The sequence below is a fragment of the Microcystis sp. M_QC_C_20170808_M9Col genome, from assembly GCF_007095495.1.
Lineage (GTDB): Bacteria > Cyanobacteriota > Cyanobacteriia > Cyanobacteriales > Microcystaceae > Microcystis > Microcystis aeruginosa.
Genome location: NZ_SFBZ01000305.1, coordinates 13,270 through 27,656, shown reverse-complemented (window position 1 = coordinate 27,656; position 14,387 = coordinate 13,270). Strand labels below are relative to the sequence as shown.

16 protein-coding genes and 4 pseudogenes are annotated in these 14,387 nt (G+C 41.6%); 13 read left to right on the top strand and 7 right to left on the bottom strand.

Annotated elements, in window-relative coordinates; translation table 11 throughout:
* Positions 1-186 precede the first annotated feature (186 nt).
* Positions 187-596 (top strand): annotated as a pseudogene (locus EWV68_RS21975) (putative toxin-antitoxin system toxin component, PIN family).
* Positions 597-784: 188 nt separating this feature from the next.
* On the opposite strand, the gene EWV68_RS19420 reads toward EWV68_RS21975, so the two are convergent.
* Both EWV68_RS19420 and EWV68_RS19415 read right to left on the bottom strand, forming a co-directional pair.
* Positions 785-1,138 carry an immunity protein CdiI family protein gene (locus EWV68_RS19420; RefSeq protein WP_287170762.1) on the bottom strand — a complete coding sequence of 118 codons (354 nt, stop codon included), beginning with the start codon at positions 1,136-1,138 and terminating at the stop codon, positions 785-787.
* 365 nt (positions 1,139-1,503) lie between these two features.
* Positions 1,504-1,941, bottom strand: coding sequence for a hypothetical protein (locus EWV68_RS19415; RefSeq protein ID WP_159294172.1), 438 nt, complete (start codon positions 1,939-1,941; stop codon positions 1,504-1,506).
* 741 nt (positions 1,942-2,682) lie between these two features.
* On the opposite strand from EWV68_RS19415, the gene EWV68_RS19410 reads away from it, so the two are divergent.
* From EWV68_RS19410 to EWV68_RS19400, 3 genes are all read left to right on the top strand, one after another.
* Positions 2,683-3,039, top strand: a complete 357-nt coding sequence (locus EWV68_RS19410; RefSeq protein WP_002763756.1) for a type II toxin-antitoxin system RelE/ParE family toxin — start codon at positions 2,683-2,685, stop codon at positions 3,037-3,039.
* Complete coding sequence (locus EWV68_RS19405) at positions 3,032-3,307, top strand: helix-turn-helix domain-containing protein (RefSeq protein ID WP_002763755.1); 276 nt, start codon at positions 3,032-3,034, stop codon at positions 3,305-3,307. The genes EWV68_RS19410 and EWV68_RS19405 overlap by 8 nt, the downstream gene beginning before the upstream one ends.
* 435 nt (positions 3,308-3,742) lie before the next feature.
* On the top strand, positions 3,743-4,027 hold the full coding sequence (locus EWV68_RS19400) for a type II toxin-antitoxin system Phd/YefM family antitoxin (RefSeq protein WP_012264082.1): 285 nt from the start codon (positions 3,743-3,745) through the stop codon (positions 4,025-4,027).
* A gap of 38 nt (positions 4,028-4,065) precedes the next feature.
* Here the strand turns inward: EWV68_RS19400 and EWV68_RS19395 are convergent.
* Positions 4,066-4,215: pseudogene (locus EWV68_RS19395) on the bottom strand (PIN domain-containing protein); the annotation flags it as partial.
* Positions 4,212-4,457 (bottom strand): UPF0175 family protein, encoded by a 246-nt coding sequence (locus tag EWV68_RS19390; RefSeq protein WP_012264092.1) that lies wholly within the window; start codon positions 4,455-4,457, stop codon positions 4,212-4,214. The pseudogene EWV68_RS19395 and the gene EWV68_RS19390, both read right to left, overlap by 4 nt.
* 544 nt (positions 4,458-5,001) lie before the next feature.
* Between EWV68_RS19390 and EWV68_RS19385 the strand changes: the two genes are divergently transcribed.
* The 5 genes and pseudogenes from EWV68_RS19385 (at position 5,002) to EWV68_RS19365 (ending at position 6,830) form a co-directional block, all read left to right on the top strand.
* A complete protein-coding gene (locus EWV68_RS19385) occupies positions 5,002-5,208 on the top strand; it encodes a hypothetical protein (protein WP_061431690.1) in 207 nt (68 codons plus the stop codon).
* Positions 5,198-5,395: pseudogene (locus tag EWV68_RS19380) on the top strand (putative toxin-antitoxin system toxin component, PIN family); the annotation flags it as partial. The gene EWV68_RS19385 and the pseudogene EWV68_RS19380, both read left to right, overlap by 11 nt.
* 152 nt (positions 5,396-5,547) lie before the next feature.
* Positions 5,548-5,760 (top strand): annotated as a pseudogene (locus EWV68_RS19375) (putative toxin-antitoxin system toxin component, PIN family); the annotation flags it as partial.
* 318 nt (positions 5,761-6,078) lie between these two features.
* Positions 6,079-6,324 (top strand): UPF0175 family protein, encoded by a 246-nt coding sequence (locus EWV68_RS19370; RefSeq protein ID WP_002748168.1) that lies wholly within the window; start codon positions 6,079-6,081, stop codon positions 6,322-6,324.
* Complete coding sequence (locus EWV68_RS19365) at positions 6,321-6,830, top strand: PIN domain-containing protein (RefSeq protein ID WP_061431691.1); 510 nt, start codon at positions 6,321-6,323, stop codon at positions 6,828-6,830. Before EWV68_RS19370 ends, EWV68_RS19365 begins: the two co-directional genes overlap by 4 nt.
* 34 nt (positions 6,831-6,864) lie before the next feature.
* On the opposite strand, the gene EWV68_RS19360 is transcribed toward EWV68_RS19365, so the two are convergent.
* The gene (locus EWV68_RS19360) at positions 6,865-7,554 is read right to left on the bottom strand and encodes a PEP-CTERM sorting domain-containing protein (RefSeq protein ID WP_287170758.1); all 690 of its coding nucleotides are present in this window, start codon (positions 7,552-7,554) and stop codon (positions 6,865-6,867) included.
* A gap of 603 nt (positions 7,555-8,157) precedes the next feature.
* On the opposite strand from EWV68_RS19360, the gene EWV68_RS22155 reads away from it, so the two are divergent.
* A complete protein-coding gene (locus tag EWV68_RS22155; protein WP_052275851.1) occupies positions 8,158-8,442 on the top strand; it encodes a DUF6888 family protein in 285 nt (94 codons plus the stop codon).
* Positions 8,430-8,675: a DUF6887 family protein gene (locus EWV68_RS19355; RefSeq protein WP_061431693.1), complete on the top strand. Its 246-nt coding sequence runs from the start codon at positions 8,430-8,432 to the stop codon at positions 8,673-8,675. The genes EWV68_RS22155 and EWV68_RS19355 overlap by 13 nt, the downstream gene beginning before the upstream one ends.
* A gap of 167 nt (positions 8,676-8,842) precedes the next feature.
* Here EWV68_RS19355 and asnS read toward each other — a convergent pair whose 3' ends face one another.
* On the bottom strand, positions 8,843-10,207 hold the full coding sequence (gene asnS / locus EWV68_RS19350) for an asparagine--tRNA ligase (RefSeq protein WP_287170757.1): 1,365 nt from the start codon (positions 10,205-10,207) through the stop codon (positions 8,843-8,845).
* A 201-nt stretch (positions 10,208-10,408) separates the two neighbouring features.
* Between asnS and EWV68_RS19345 the strand changes: the two genes are divergently transcribed.
* Complete coding sequence (locus tag EWV68_RS19345; RefSeq protein ID WP_002759086.1) at positions 10,409-10,804, top strand: NINE protein; 396 nt, start codon at positions 10,409-10,411, stop codon at positions 10,802-10,804.
* Positions 10,804-11,334 (top strand): ComEA family DNA-binding protein, encoded by a 531-nt coding sequence (locus tag EWV68_RS19340; RefSeq protein WP_287170756.1) that lies wholly within the window; start codon positions 10,804-10,806, stop codon positions 11,332-11,334. Before EWV68_RS19345 ends, EWV68_RS19340 begins: the two co-directional genes overlap by 1 nt.
* A gap of 340 nt (positions 11,335-11,674) precedes the next feature.
* On the opposite strand, the gene gyrA is transcribed toward EWV68_RS19340, so the two are convergent.
* Positions 11,675-14,227 carry a DNA gyrase subunit A gene (gene gyrA / locus EWV68_RS19335; RefSeq protein ID WP_002797789.1) on the bottom strand — a complete coding sequence of 851 codons (2,553 nt, stop codon included), beginning with the start codon at positions 14,225-14,227 and terminating at the stop codon, positions 11,675-11,677.
* Positions 14,228-14,387: the final 160 nt, after the last annotated feature.

Genomic DNA, 14,387 nt, shown 5'->3' with positions numbered 1-14,387 from the left:
ATTCTCAATTATAAAAATTGAGATAGTTTGTGCCGCTTAAATAAAGAGGTTTTGATAACCAAATTAAAGCATATCTAAAGAGTTTTGAGTTAAAAGTTAAACTTCAAGTTTTCATTCAGGACGAATGTACTGGTTAACTAATTTTTTGGGGAAAATTAGTTAACCCATCATTATAACATATAATTAATTTGCAAGAGTTCTATTCTCCAGAGCGAGGCAACTTATCAAGAATTGGCAACGAGAATAAGTAAAAAGAAATTTGACAAATATTTAGAAAAAGATGATAGATTAGATTTCTTGTCGTCTCTTAAAAATAGTAGCAGCTTATTTGTTGATATATGGCATGAAACGAGAGTTTGTTTAGATTTAGATGATAATAAATTCTTGGAGTTAGCTGTAAGTACCTAAGCAAAATTAATTACACATATCTAACCACCTCTTGCCTCTTGCCTATCTTCACTAGGAAATTAATTTTGCACGACTACTTATCTGGAATGGCACAATACATCATAACAGGCGATAAGGATCTTTTAATTCTCAATACTTATCAAGGGATTCCAATTATTACTCCAGCAGAGTTTTTAGTTATTTTCTAGTGTCCCTGAGAATTTTTTGAGGGAGGAATTCAAAAAAATAAACCCTTTCGACTGACTGAATGAAGGGTCATTTATGGGATTTTTAGAGGCAATTTAGCTTACTTTTGTGGTTGCTTTTTCAGTGGATTAAGAGGGTTTTAGTTGGCGCTTCAGGGTTGAAGCTGCGCTAGAGCCGAAGGTGATGATACTCAAACTGTTATTTTTTGTACTGTAGATTTTTTGGTTATTTCCTTAGGATGTCTGAACAATTGACCTTCATTTTGGTAGAAAACTTCATAATCTGGGGCCAGTTCAAGACATAACTGTTTCCATAAACTAATTCCTTCTTGTTTAAAATCCATTTCAGCTTGCTGATTAGGAAAATCTGATAAAGGTGGATAGTCTTGATTTAAAGTCTTATCGTAAGTATACTGCCATGGGTTTAAACGCTGAATAGTTGCTTGACTTAATGGCAATTCTTCAGGAGCAATGTTATCAATTTCATCTACTCCCCAAAGTGGGTAACTTCCATAATCTGCCCAAAGTTTGATTCTGATTGCCATAACTATCATTCCTGAATCAGTTTGTTAATTAATCGAGCCGTAGGTTGGGTTGAGCTATAGACCTCTTGCATAAATCCGAAAACAAACGATAGAAACAATAATGGGAGGGACTTTCAGTTAATTATTTATTAGTAGTTGATAATCTTAAAAAATGTTGCTGTACAAGGATCGACTTAAGACTTTTGCAAGAGGTCTTATCATTATTGCTCAGATATTACCCATCGGCTCAAAAGGCGAAACCCAACAAAAATTGTGAAAATATTCCAGGAAGTTGTTGGGTTTCCTTGCGTCAACCCAACGTACGAATCTCAATGCTGCTGCCACAGGAAAAATCTTCAGGTAGAACCTGAGAACGAGGTAATATATTACCTCCATTCAACTGAGAAACCAGGACCTACTAATCGCAGATAAACGATTCTTCCGGGCAAATTTCCTTTAAAGAGAATTTTTCCGTTAATGGGGACTCTAGAAGGCATATCTCTTACCCATACTATATCACGACCTATTCCTCCAATACGGCCCTCCGATCCCGTCAATTGCTTGCCGGTAGAATCAATGATGATAGAGTCTTTGGGATAAAAATAAAGATCTCTGACTTCCCCTAAGTTTGCAACCATAAAAGTACAAACTACAGAATTATTGTCTTTATTACAATTCTGAATCTCGAAAGCAAAACCATTGCTTACACGTCTCGAATTACGGGCTTGAGCAATATCATCGTGATTCTGATAGAAGTTAGAAGATAAAGCTATAGTTAAGGCTAAAATTGGTAGCCATCTGAAAAATCCTTTTTTCATCACCATTCGCTACTCAGTACATAAGTGTTCGTCCCCTCGCAGCTAGGTGAAGCAACAACCCAACCCAACACCAAAGGCGGATAGTAGAACAATACACACTCCCCCCCCCACAACTGTATCAAAAACTACAATTTAATAAATCTTTACATTTCTCTCCCTAGCTTAGGGGTTGACAGAGCAGGGAGTCTCAGGTGTTTTCCGCTGTTTTACTGCTTCTCAGACGAACTATCGTCTTCCTTGAGTTATTGTGGCGCGGTCTGTCGGATTCGTCTTTGCGTTCATCTCTGTCTCGAAGTTGTTGAAGCGGATTGGCTCTGTTATTCTTTGTGTGATAAGTTTAACTTATATAGTGGTGATCGATCTCTGTGTCCTTTGTGTCTCTGTGGTTAGTTCCACTCACTGCCCCAAGACTGTATCTCAGAATACATTTTACCCACCAAACCTAAGAGAGCTGCGGATTCTCTATTTTGTTATAATTAGTGTCATTCGTTCGGTTTTGGCAGGGAAAAATATTCCGACACTTGCACAACTCTGACAATGTTAAGTACCTAAGCAAAATTAATTACACATATCTAACCACCTCTTGCATGAGTGCCCATCTTCACTAGGAAATTTATTTGGCACGACTACTTATTGAATGAAGATGTAAGATAATGCACAACCAATGACTGGCGATATGGAATCACTACAATCCAAATGAAATGGCATCACTAAAATATTGAAATGTTTTCTTAAACTGATTATTATATGAAGGAGATTGTTTTTTATCGTACCCAGTCAGGAGCCAGCCCCGTTGAAGATTTTTTAAATTCTCTGTCTGGAAAACAAGCTCAAAAAGTGTTGTGGGTGTTACGCTTAATTCAGGAGTTAGATTCTGTTCCGAGTCAATACCTGAAAAAATTAGTCAATACTGATGATATTTGGGAAGTGAGGGTTCAGATTGGCAATAATATATTCCGTCTGCTGGGCTTTTTTGGAGAAAGTGATTTAATTATTTTAACGAACGGATTTGCTAAAAAGACTCAAAAAACACCATCCCAAGAGATTAATTTGGCAGAGCAACGAAAACGAGACTACTTGAACAGGAGATTCGACGATGAGTGATGTAGAACAATATATTAACAGGAGAAAACAAACTGACAGTCAATTTTGCCAAGGCTTCGAGTCTGGTTATCTCAGTTTCAAGCTGGGAGTTATCTTATCACAGGCAAGAGAAGAAGCTGGACTGACTCAGGAAGAATTAGCGCGTAAGTTAAATTGGGATAAAGCAACGGTTTTCAACCTAGAAGAGAATGTGGAATCTGTCGGTATTTCTACTTTAGAAAAATACGTCAAAGCTTTAGGAAAGGAACTTATTGTGGAAATAAGATAGCGGCTTCTGTAGGTTGTCGATTCAGAAAATCCCGTCCCGCACCAACTAGCTGATAGACTGGGGATAAGCTGTACTGAATTTAAACTGCGTATTGGAATTTTTAGTACAAATGCTCGAACTTTCTCTCCCTGCTCCCTTCTCCCTTGCAGTCTTAACGAGCAATTCAGATAGTCAACAGCTTAATATCCCTCCAGCCAATCAGTTCATCTCCCTGAATCGGTGGAACTATTAGCTTTTCTAGGTTTGGCTAAGGAACAGCCCAACCCAACACCAAAGCTGTACGACAATAGATTACACACAAAACTAAACTAAGCTGTAGCCTGAGCTACAATTTTATAAATCTTTACATTCTCCTCCCTTCGGATTTTGGGGTTTTTGGGGAGTTCAAGAGCTTGGACTTGTACAATAAGGTCGTACAAGTATCCCCTAAAAATCATGTTAAGCAAAGAAACCACCTACTCTCAGGCGAGAATGAATTTAGCGAGTCTCTTAGATCAGGTGTGTGACGAATCTCAAATTATCGTCATTAAGCGTCGCAATCAGAAAAATGTGGCCTTAATTGCTGAAGATGAGCTTTCCAGTTTATTAGAGTGTGTTTATTTATTGCGATCGCCAGAAAATGCTCAACGCTTATTTCGCTCTTTAGCATGGGCCCAGACAGAAGATGCAACTCCTCAAACATTAGCTGAATTGAAAGAGGAGTTAGGAATTGAGTCCTAAAAGAGAAAATAAGCCAGATAAACCTAAAAACAATCCTAAATAGTACCTGGAACTGAATAACCTAATCCTGTCATTTCTTCACAAACAGCTACTGGAATAATAATTGTTCCATAAATATCATGGAGCAAGTTAAGATAGCCGATAGCAGCTAAACTGGTAATAGGAGAGGTGTTACTAACAACAATCACAGATCACCTAAAGTTTTTAAGGTTTCTAATTCTTGTTGCCAATCTACACTATCATAATTTACGCAAATATTCCTCTTGGCGATTTCTTGACGAAATTCAATTAAAGATAAGTTGGCAAAATCAGCTGCTTTTGCGCTACTGATATGATAATCTCTAAACATAATGATTGCCAGTTCTAGTCGCAACAGTTGCTCGTTTTTTCCTGTTGCTTGTATAATTTCGTTGGGAATCACAATAGTCATTGAATTTTACGATATCGATCTGAGAGTTGCCATTGTATCACAAAAAACCACTTGTGAACAATTAATTAATAAAAATTAATGATTAGAAACACGGGCAAAAAAATAAACCCACTCAAGATTGAATGAAGGGGCATTTATGGTATTTTTAGAGGCAATTTAGCCGACTTTTGTGGTTTTTTTTTCGGTGGATTTAGAGGGTTTTAGTTTACGCTTCAGGGTTGAAGTTGTGGCGAAGAGGTCGAGGACGATTTGAGGAACACTGTTAAATGTGATTAAATAGGGTTTGCGGCAAAAAGTTTTTCCTGGGGGCAGGGTGTGGAGTGTAGGGTGTAGGGTGTAGGGTTTTAGCGATTTTGAGGGGGTCAATTACCTAATTTTCAGGGAAAAAGTCCAGGAATTTTCCACCCGATCACTCCCAGATCTGGCACTTTTTGGTTTCCAAAAAGTCTAAAAGTCTTACCCAACAAGGTTTTTAGATTTATTCAGCAAGCCCTAAATAGAGTACAATGAAAGTTGAAGATACACCTAGTTACCTAGTTAAGCCATGAAACAAGTTCTCAAAAATATTAAGGTATCGGAGATTCCTACACTAATCGCTCAGTTAGGTCTTTCTCCTGAACAAGAAGTTAATCTGACGATTGAGGAAAATTCAGAAAATCTTATCTCAATTATGGATAAAGTCGGCAAAAAAGCTCAAGCTAAAGGTTTGACAGAAGATAAACTAACAGAACTATTAGCAGATGAATCCTAATCGAGTTGTTATAGATACCAATGTTTTTATTAGTGCTTTACTCAATCCACTAGGAACACCCAAAAAAGTAATCAATATAGCAGTCAGTCAATTTACCATTCTCCAGAGCGAGGCAACTTATCAAGAATTGGCAACGAGAATAAGTAAAAAGAAATTTGACAAATATTTAGAAAAAGATGATAGGTTAGATTTCTTGGGGAGCATCTCACCTTTGCAATGATTCTTGTTTTAATTCTCCATGTACGCAGTCTTTAAAAGCCTCGATTTCGTTCCAAGACACGATTAAGAGTGGCTTTTAGGCTAAGTATAATTACTTATCGCGTAAGTGAGATGCTCCCTGATTTCTTGTCGTCTCTTAGAAATAGGAGCTTATTTGTTGATATATCGCATGAAACGAGAGTTTGTTCCGATTTAGATGATAATAAATTCTTAGAATTAGCTGTATCTGGAATGGCACAATACATCATAACAGGCGATAAGGATCTTTTAATTCTCAATACTTATCAAGGGATTCCAATTATTACTCCAGCAGAGTTTTTAGCTATTTTCTAGTGTCACTGAGAATTTTTTGAGGGAGGAAGGCAAAAAAATAAACCCCTTCAAGTGACTGATTGAAGGGGCATTGATGGTATTTTTAGAGGCAATTTAGCCTACCTTTGTGGTTTCTTTTTCGGTGGATTGGGAGGGGTTTAGTTGGCAACTGATAATAAAGCCTCTTCTATTGGCTTTGGTAACTCAATAGCATAAAACCGATTCTTAATGTGTAAAATGTGTAAGGGGAAGAGACGCAAAAAATAAACCTGCTCAACTGACTAAATGAAGGGGGTTATGATATCATTCCAATAGGAAGGGATAGATAGGGTTATAGCCATGAGTATTGATATCTCCGATGAAATTCTCAGTGCAACACGCATGACTGAAGCTGAGATGAGGCAGGAAATTGCGGTCATGCTCTTTCAAAAAGAGAAGCTCACCCTTGCTCAAGCGAGTCGATTTGCAGGAATGAATCGTATTGCTTTTCAACACCTACTTGCAAGTCGTCAAATTCCGGTACACTACGATGTCGAAGATTTTGAACAGGATATTAAGAACTTGCGGGAGATGGGAAGATTGTGATTGTTGTCAGTGATACATCCCCTATCAACAATCTTGCCGCCATTAATCAACTTCATCTGCTACAACAACTTTACGAAATAGTTTTTATTCCCGAAGCAGTTTATCGAGAATTAACTGAGCCTGATTTTCCGGTAGCAGGTTCAATAGAGGTACAAACCTTAGATTGGATTCAAACTCGAACGGTAACTAACCGCACAGTGATTGAAGCTCTTGCAGATGAACTAGATAAGGGAGAAGCTGAGGCTATTGCTTTAGCACTTGAGTTGGGAGCAGATCAAGTTTTGATTGATGAGCGTCGTGGTCGTAGAATTGCGGCTAGACTTAATCTTCGATACACAGGAATTCTGGGCATTTTAGTTGAGGCGAAGAATCGACGGTTAATCTCTGAGGTGAAACCCTTGCTAGACGCTTTGATTGATCAAGCAGGATTTTGGGTGGCTGCACCTTTATACAGCAGTGTTTTACAGATTGTTGATGAAGAAAAAAATAAACCCCCTCAAGATTGATTGAAGGGGCATTTATGGTATTTTTAGACGCAATTTAGCCTACTTTTGTGGTCTCTTTTTCGGTAGATTGGGAGGATTTTAGTTTGCGCTTGAGGGTTGAAGCTGCGCCGAGAGTGCCGAGGGCGAGAAGGCTGAGGATGGCGGATGGTTCGGGAATAGCCGTAGAAGCAAAACCAAGTGTGAGGGAAAGTCGCTTGTTTTGACCCACCGTATTTCCCAGTGTGGTGGTAGTTAATAAGTTTCCATCAACTGCCTTGATCTGTGAGCCAACAATGGCATTATTTCCAAGTGCAGTGAAGGCAGTAACCTGATTAGCAAATTCAGTTCCACTTGTAAAGTTCAACTGTACTTCAGCAATATTTAGACCCCCGCCAGCAGGAAGTTCGCGGTCATAAACTGATTCAACAGTTACATACATACCATTAACATCTAAATTCCCTAATGAATCGCTGTAAAAAACATCGTAGAACTCTGTCGAGACTCCAACAAAGTCATTAGAAGTCGAATTAAGTGCTGAAAGCTTAGTGAGAAGTTGAGAACTATTAACAGTAAATGTATAAGGAGTATTCGTACCCGATGTCTCAAAAAAGGTAATTGACAGAAGACCGGGCAAGGCAGCAAGTGATGTCGCTTGCACAGCATTAACATCGACAACAAGAAATCCCAGACCAGCAACGATAGTAGAAAGAACTACTGCTGAAGTAGGTGATACAGCGTTTTTCATAAGCTAGATGAAGTGTAACCTAATTTGGTATTGACGACCGACTACCGACTACCGACTCCCCAAAACGAAAACTTCGGGTTCTTCGGTTTGTCTTATGCAATGGACGAGCGATTTTTGTTAATTTTTTTTTGATCTAGAGCGAACTAATCAATTAAATCTCTTGCCAGATAAGGATTTAGTCGATTTATGCCCCCCGATCGAACCATACCAAGTAACGAAGAACCAAACTTCGTACCCCACCATTAAGATAACTGCTAGACAAAACCAACACCAAATAGAATAGAGCTGCTGATTTCAAGAGCTATAGTAGTTACTTGAGAACACGATTTAAGTCTCATAATGATAGTGGCTGCGGCTATTTTTGAATTTTTCGTTTTAAATGTGATCGCCCCCCTCGCAGCTAGGTCAAGCAACAGTCTAACCCAACCATAAAGGAAACTAAAAACAACAATACACACCCCCCCCGCAACTGTATCAAAAGCTACAATTTAATAAATCTTTATATTTCTCTCCCTAGCTTAGGGGTTGACAGAGCAGAGAGTTTCAGGTGTTTTCCTTTGTTTTACCCCTTCTCAGACGAACTATCCTCTTCCTTGAGTTATTGTGGCGCGGTCTGTCGGATTCGTCTTTGCGTTCATCTCTGTCTCGAAGTTGTTGAAGCAGATTCTCTATTTTGTTATAATTAGTGTCATTCGTTCGGTTTTGGGAGGGAAAAATATTCCGACACTTGCACAACTCTTGCAATGTTATACCCTATCTTGTTGGGCAACAAGGTTTTATTTACCAATTAACTTAATAAGATTGGATGATCGTACTAAAAATATTTTCATGTTAATTGGTGAAGGTATTGAGATTGAAATTAAACCTAATGGACAATGGATAAAATGAATCAAAAACCTAATTTTAAAACTATGACCTCTCAAGAATTAAAAAGTTATGTATTATCTCATCGTGAGGATGACGAGGCTTTTTATGCTTATGTAGATAAGGTAAATGAAAGAAAAGATCGAGTAGTTTATCCACCTTTAAACTCATTAGAAGATCTGGAAAAATATCCCGAAGTTATTGAACAAATGCGTCAAGATTCCTGGCATAATTTTCAGCAAAATGAGTTAACTTAGATACAGTGCGATCGCACTCTCTCGCAGTCAGGTCAAGCAATAGCCCAACCCAAGACAGAAGGAGGACAGTGAAACAATACACATTTTCTACTCTAAGACTGTAGCCTAAGCTACAATTTAATAAATATTTACATTCCTCCTTTCTCCTGTCGATCCTAGACATCATTCTAAAAGTCGGCACTTAAAGGGGTACGGGGGAAAGGAATCACATCGCGAATATTGGTCATTCCCGTCATGAATTGTACCAGACGCTCGAATCCTAAACCAAAACCGGCGTGGGGAACGGAACCGTAGCGACGCAGATCTAAATACCACCACAAATCATCGGGATTCATTCCCTGTTCCTGCATTCTTTGGATTAATACATCTAATCGTTCTTCCCGTTGGGAACCGCCGATAATTTCGCCGATCTTGGGCGCTAAAATATCCATAGCGGAAACAGTTTTATTATTGTCATCTAGACGCATATAAAAAGCTTTGATTGTCTTGGGATAATTGGTGACAATCACGGGTTTTTTAAATAGTTCCTCCGCTAGATAACGTTCGTGTTCTGACTGTAGATCTACGCCCCATTCTACGGGAAACTCGAACTGACGATCAGCTTTTTCCAATAACTCGATCGCTTCGCTGTAGGTAATCCGGCCAAACTCACTATTAACGATATTTTCGGCCGTACTTAACACCGTTTTATCGATACGTTCGTTAAAAAACTGCAAATCTTCGGGACAATTTTCCAAGACGAATTTAAAGATATATTTCAGAAAAGCTTCCGCTAAATCCTGATCTCCTTCCAGATCACAAAAAGCCATTTCCGGTTCCACCATCCAAAACTCGGCCAGATGACGGGAAGTATTAGAATTTTCGGCGCGAAAAGTCGGGCCAAAAGTGTAAACATTAGATAGGGCCATGGCCATTACTTCCGCTTGTAATTGTCCACTGACGGTTAAATAGGCCCGTTTACCAAAGAAATCCTCGGCAAAATTAGCTGGTTTTTTTAAATCTAAACTGGTGACAGTAAATAATTCTCCCGCACCTTCGCAGTCGTTGGCGGTAATAATAGGAGTATGTACCCAAATAAAGCCCTTTTCTTGGAAAAAACTGTGGATAGCGGTGGCGCAAGCGTTTCTAACCCGCATTACTGCTCCTAGAGTGTTGGTTCTTGCTCGCAGATGGGCAATAGTTCTCAGGAATTCAAAGGAATGACGTTTCTTTTGTAGGGGATAATCCGCAGGACAGTCACCATAAAGGGTGATTTCGGACGCTTTTAACTCGATATTTTGCCCTTTACCCGGGGAAAGAACCAAATTTCCCGAAACAGCGATCGCCGCTCCTGTACTAATTGTCTTTAGTACACTTTCATAATCGGGTAAAGTCGGTTCGAGGATAACTTGTAAGTTGGCCAGGGATGAGCCATCATTAACTTCCAGGAAAGTAAATTCTTTTAATTCTCGTTTTGTTCTCACCCAACCCTGCACGGTGACGGATTGATCCGGTTGTCCTGTTTGAAAGATTTCCTTGATTCTGCTAGTCATTGCTTATCCCTATGTTAAGTGGCTGAGTGGAATTAAATATAAGATGAACGTAGGTTGGGTTGAAGCATGAAACCCAACGCCAGATTATGTTACGCTACCGCTAACCCATCCTACAAATAATTGTGTCTCCCTACTTAGAACCAAAGAGTATTTTAGGATAGAAGGTTCAGATCAGGCTAAAATCAATCTCGAACAGGTCTCATGCTTCTGGTGGAAAAATTATTAAGTAAGCCCAAAAGCCGTAAATTAGCGATTTTTTTGGCTTTTATCGGCAGCATTCTCGCTTTACCCTTTCCTATCGCCGGTATTCATAAATTCTATCTCGGTCAACCTCTCTGGGGAATTATCTATCTTCTCCTCTGGCAAACTCCGATTCCCCGGGTGGCTTGCGCGATCGATGCGGTGTGGTATTTAATCCAAGATAACCAATTTTTGGCTAACTATTTTCCCACTGCCACCGCTGCTGCCACTGTCCCCAGTTTAGAGCCTAAACAAGTAGAGGCGATCGGGGCAGCTTTAAGGGAATTAGAGCGCCTCCGGCAAGAAGGATTAATTTCTGAGTACGAATTTGAAGAAAAACGGCGACAACTACTATAATGACACCGCAAAACTGGTTAGGGCGCACTTTTAACCCTTTAAAAGCCAAAATTAGCAATGATCCCTATTATCGCTTTCGTTCCCTCGATGAGATCGCTATGGCGGCGCAATTGGGCATTAAAATTAATGTCAGTCAAGCGGGTGTGGATGATTGGCTGCGATTGCCGGGGATATCCATCCATCAAGCGCGAATGTTGGTGGAATTGCTGGGTATGGGGGTAGAATTGCTTTGTCTCGAAGATCTAGCGGCTGCTTTGAGTGTTCCTGTGGCTAGATTGAAAGCTTGGGAGCCGATTCTAGAATTTGCCTATTATAGTCCCGAAAGTCACCTCGCACCCCCTAAAATCAATCCTAACACCGCTTCGATCGAGCAGTTAACCACCTTACCCCTGATCGGCGATAATTTGGCAGCTGCCATTATTAAAAGCAGAGAAGAAAAGGGATTATTTAAGAATATTGTGGATTTTAAAGGGCGTTTATCCCTAGACGCTCAGGAAATCTCCCAATTAATGCACTTTTTCCAGTTTTAATCCCAAATCCTCAGGAAAGGAGACAGGAGATAGGAGATAGGAGATAGGAGTCAGGAGATAGGAGTCAGGAGATAGGAGATAGGAGATAGGAGATAGGAGTCAGGAGATAGGAGTCAGGAGATAGGAGTCAGGAGATAGGAGATAGGAGATAGGAGTCAGGAGATAGGAGTCAGGAGATAGGAGATAGGAGATAGGAGACAGTAATCAGGAGACAGTAATCAGGAGATTATTTTTATTTATTCTCCCCATTTCCCCACTTCCCCACTTCCCCACTTCCCCACTTCCCCACTTCCCCACTTCCCCACTTCCCCACTTCCCCACACCCCACTTCCCAGCAAATCTAAATGTCTTCAGATTCCTCCGCATCACTAGGGGGAACTAGGGCTACCGCAGCGATCGCATCATCCTCATCGAGTTTTTGTACCCGGATGCCTCCGGCCGATCGCGATTGAGGAGTAATAGCATCGACGGATTGACGGATGATAATACCCCGTTCGGTGATAATCATAAATTCCTCGTGGGGGTTAACAACGTGCAGAGCCGCTAATTTATCGTTCTTTTTGCGGAATTTAATCACTCTGACTCCTAATCCCGCCCGATTTTGCAGACGTAGGAGGGTAACGGGAACCCGTTTTCCTAGTCCTGCCATGGTAATCGCTAACACCCAGGGGCCATTATTAGCCACTTCGGGGTTAATTTCTTCGCTTTCGTCCTCGGTTTCTTCTTCGTTAGATTCAGCGATTTGGGCGACAATTTGACTAGGCAGGATGTCCATACTAATTAATTCGTCACCTGAGCGCAATTTCATCGATTTTACGCCTTTAGTTGCCCTTCCCAAGGAGCGCAATTGTTGACTATCGGCCTTAAAATGAATTGCCATCCCCTGACGAGAACCGATAATGACGCTATCTTCCTCTTTGGCCAAGCGAACCCAACGCAGTTGATCACCGTCTTCGAGAGAAATGGCGATTAAACCGTTCGATCGAATATTACTAAAGGCAGCGAGGGCGGTTTTCTTGATAAATCCCTTTTGTGTGAGCATAATCAGGTAATTATCCTCGCTGAACTCGCTGACTGCCACCACCGAGGTAATTTTCTCCCCTTTGGGAATCTCTAACAGTTGCACGATGGGAACGCCGCGAGCGGTACGGGAACCGGTGGGGATATGATAGGCATTGAGACTATAGACAACCCCGCGATCGGTGAAAAAGAGGACGCTATCGTGATCGCGGCAGGTGATAAAGTGATCGATGCCGTCGTCTTCTTTCATTTTTGCGCCAGCTTTGCCCCTTGTTGCCCGATTTTGGGACTCAAAGGTATTAACGGGCATTCTTTTGATGTAACCCTGTTCGGTGACGAGAATTAAGGCTTGTTCGTTGGCAATCAGGTCAGTTTCGGCGATTTCTCCTTCCCGTTGTTCAATATGAGTGCGACGCGGGGTAGCGTGAATCGTTTTGATCTGTTGCAGTTCTTCCTCGATAATGCTGTCGATCCGTTCTTTTTTGGCTAAAATATCCTGAAGATCGCCGATTTTTGCCAGTAATTCCCCGTGTTCTTGCTGAATTTTCTCCGATTCTAGGGCGGTTAAACGCCGCAGCTGCATTTGTAGGATTGCGTCCGCTTGCACCTCTGAAAGACCAAAATTCTGCACTAATCCCTCTTTTGCACTAGCTGTGTCGGCAGCACTGCGAATCAGGGCAATGACTGCATCGAGACTAGCGAGGGCAATTAGTAAACCCTGAAGGATATGATCCCTTTCCTCGGCCTTGCGGAGTTCATAACGGGTACGACGGGTGATCACTTCTACCCGAAAATCGAGGAAAACGCGGAGAAACTCCCTTAAAGTCAGTAATCTCGGTTCGTTATCGACTAATGCCAACATATTCGCCCCAAAATTCGACTGGAGGGGCGTTTGTTTATAAAGATTGTTGAGGACGACGCGGGGATAGGCATCTCGTTTCAGTTCGATCACCACCCGGATGCCGTCGCGATCGCTTTCGTCCCGCACATCGGAAATACCGTCTATTTTGCGATCATTGACCAAATCGGCGATTTTTTCGATTAATGCCGCTTTATTGGTTTGATAGGGCAGTTCGGTGATAATAATAGCATCTCGATCGGGTCTTCCCCTTTGTTCGATAGTTTCAATGGTAGCCACTCCCCGCAGGGTAATGGAACCGCGGCCGGTGGTGTAAGCTTCCTGAATGCCGTCTCTACCAAGGATATGCCCCCCGGTGGGAAAGTCTGGCCCCGGGATATAACGCTGTAATTCCGTATCGGTGAGATCGGGGTTATGGATGAGGGCAACGGTTCCATCGATAATCTCGGCCAGGTTGTGGGGGGGGATATTGGTGGCCATACCGACGGCGATGCCGGATGAGCCATTAATTAGCAGTTGCGGGACTCTAGAGGGCAAAACCACGGGTTCCTGTTGGGAACCATCGAAGTTATCGGCGAAATCGACGGTTTCTGACTCGATATCCTGTAGTAGGGCGTTGGTGGCTAGGGTGTGCAGACGACACTCGGTATAACGCATGGCTGCCGGGGGATCGTTATCGATCGATCCGAAGTTACCATGACCGTTAATCAGGGGATCGCGCATGGAGAAATCCTGGGCCATGCGGACGAGAGCATCATAAACAGCAGTATCCCCGTGGGGGTGGTATTTTCCTAATACTTCCCCGACGACTCTAGCGCATTTCCGGAAGGGGCGATCGGGGGTTAATCCTAGTTCGTACATCGCATAAAGAATGCGCCGGTGTACGGGTTTCAGTCCGTCCCTAGCGTCGGGCAAGGCGCGCCCGACGATGACGCTCATGGCGTATTCTAGATAGGAACGGGACATTTCATTGCTTAAGTCTGTGGGGACGACATGATCCTGGGCGGCGGTCATAGGGGGGTTAACTCCAATAACAAGGCAAAAAAAGCGTTTTTGTGAGTAAATTCGCTAAAAATCGGGTTTTTACCCTTTTGATGTGCAGAATATGCCCATTTGTACGACTATTTTACCATAAAATCCCTCTTTTTTGGGGTTTAGAACAGTGTCAAGTTAG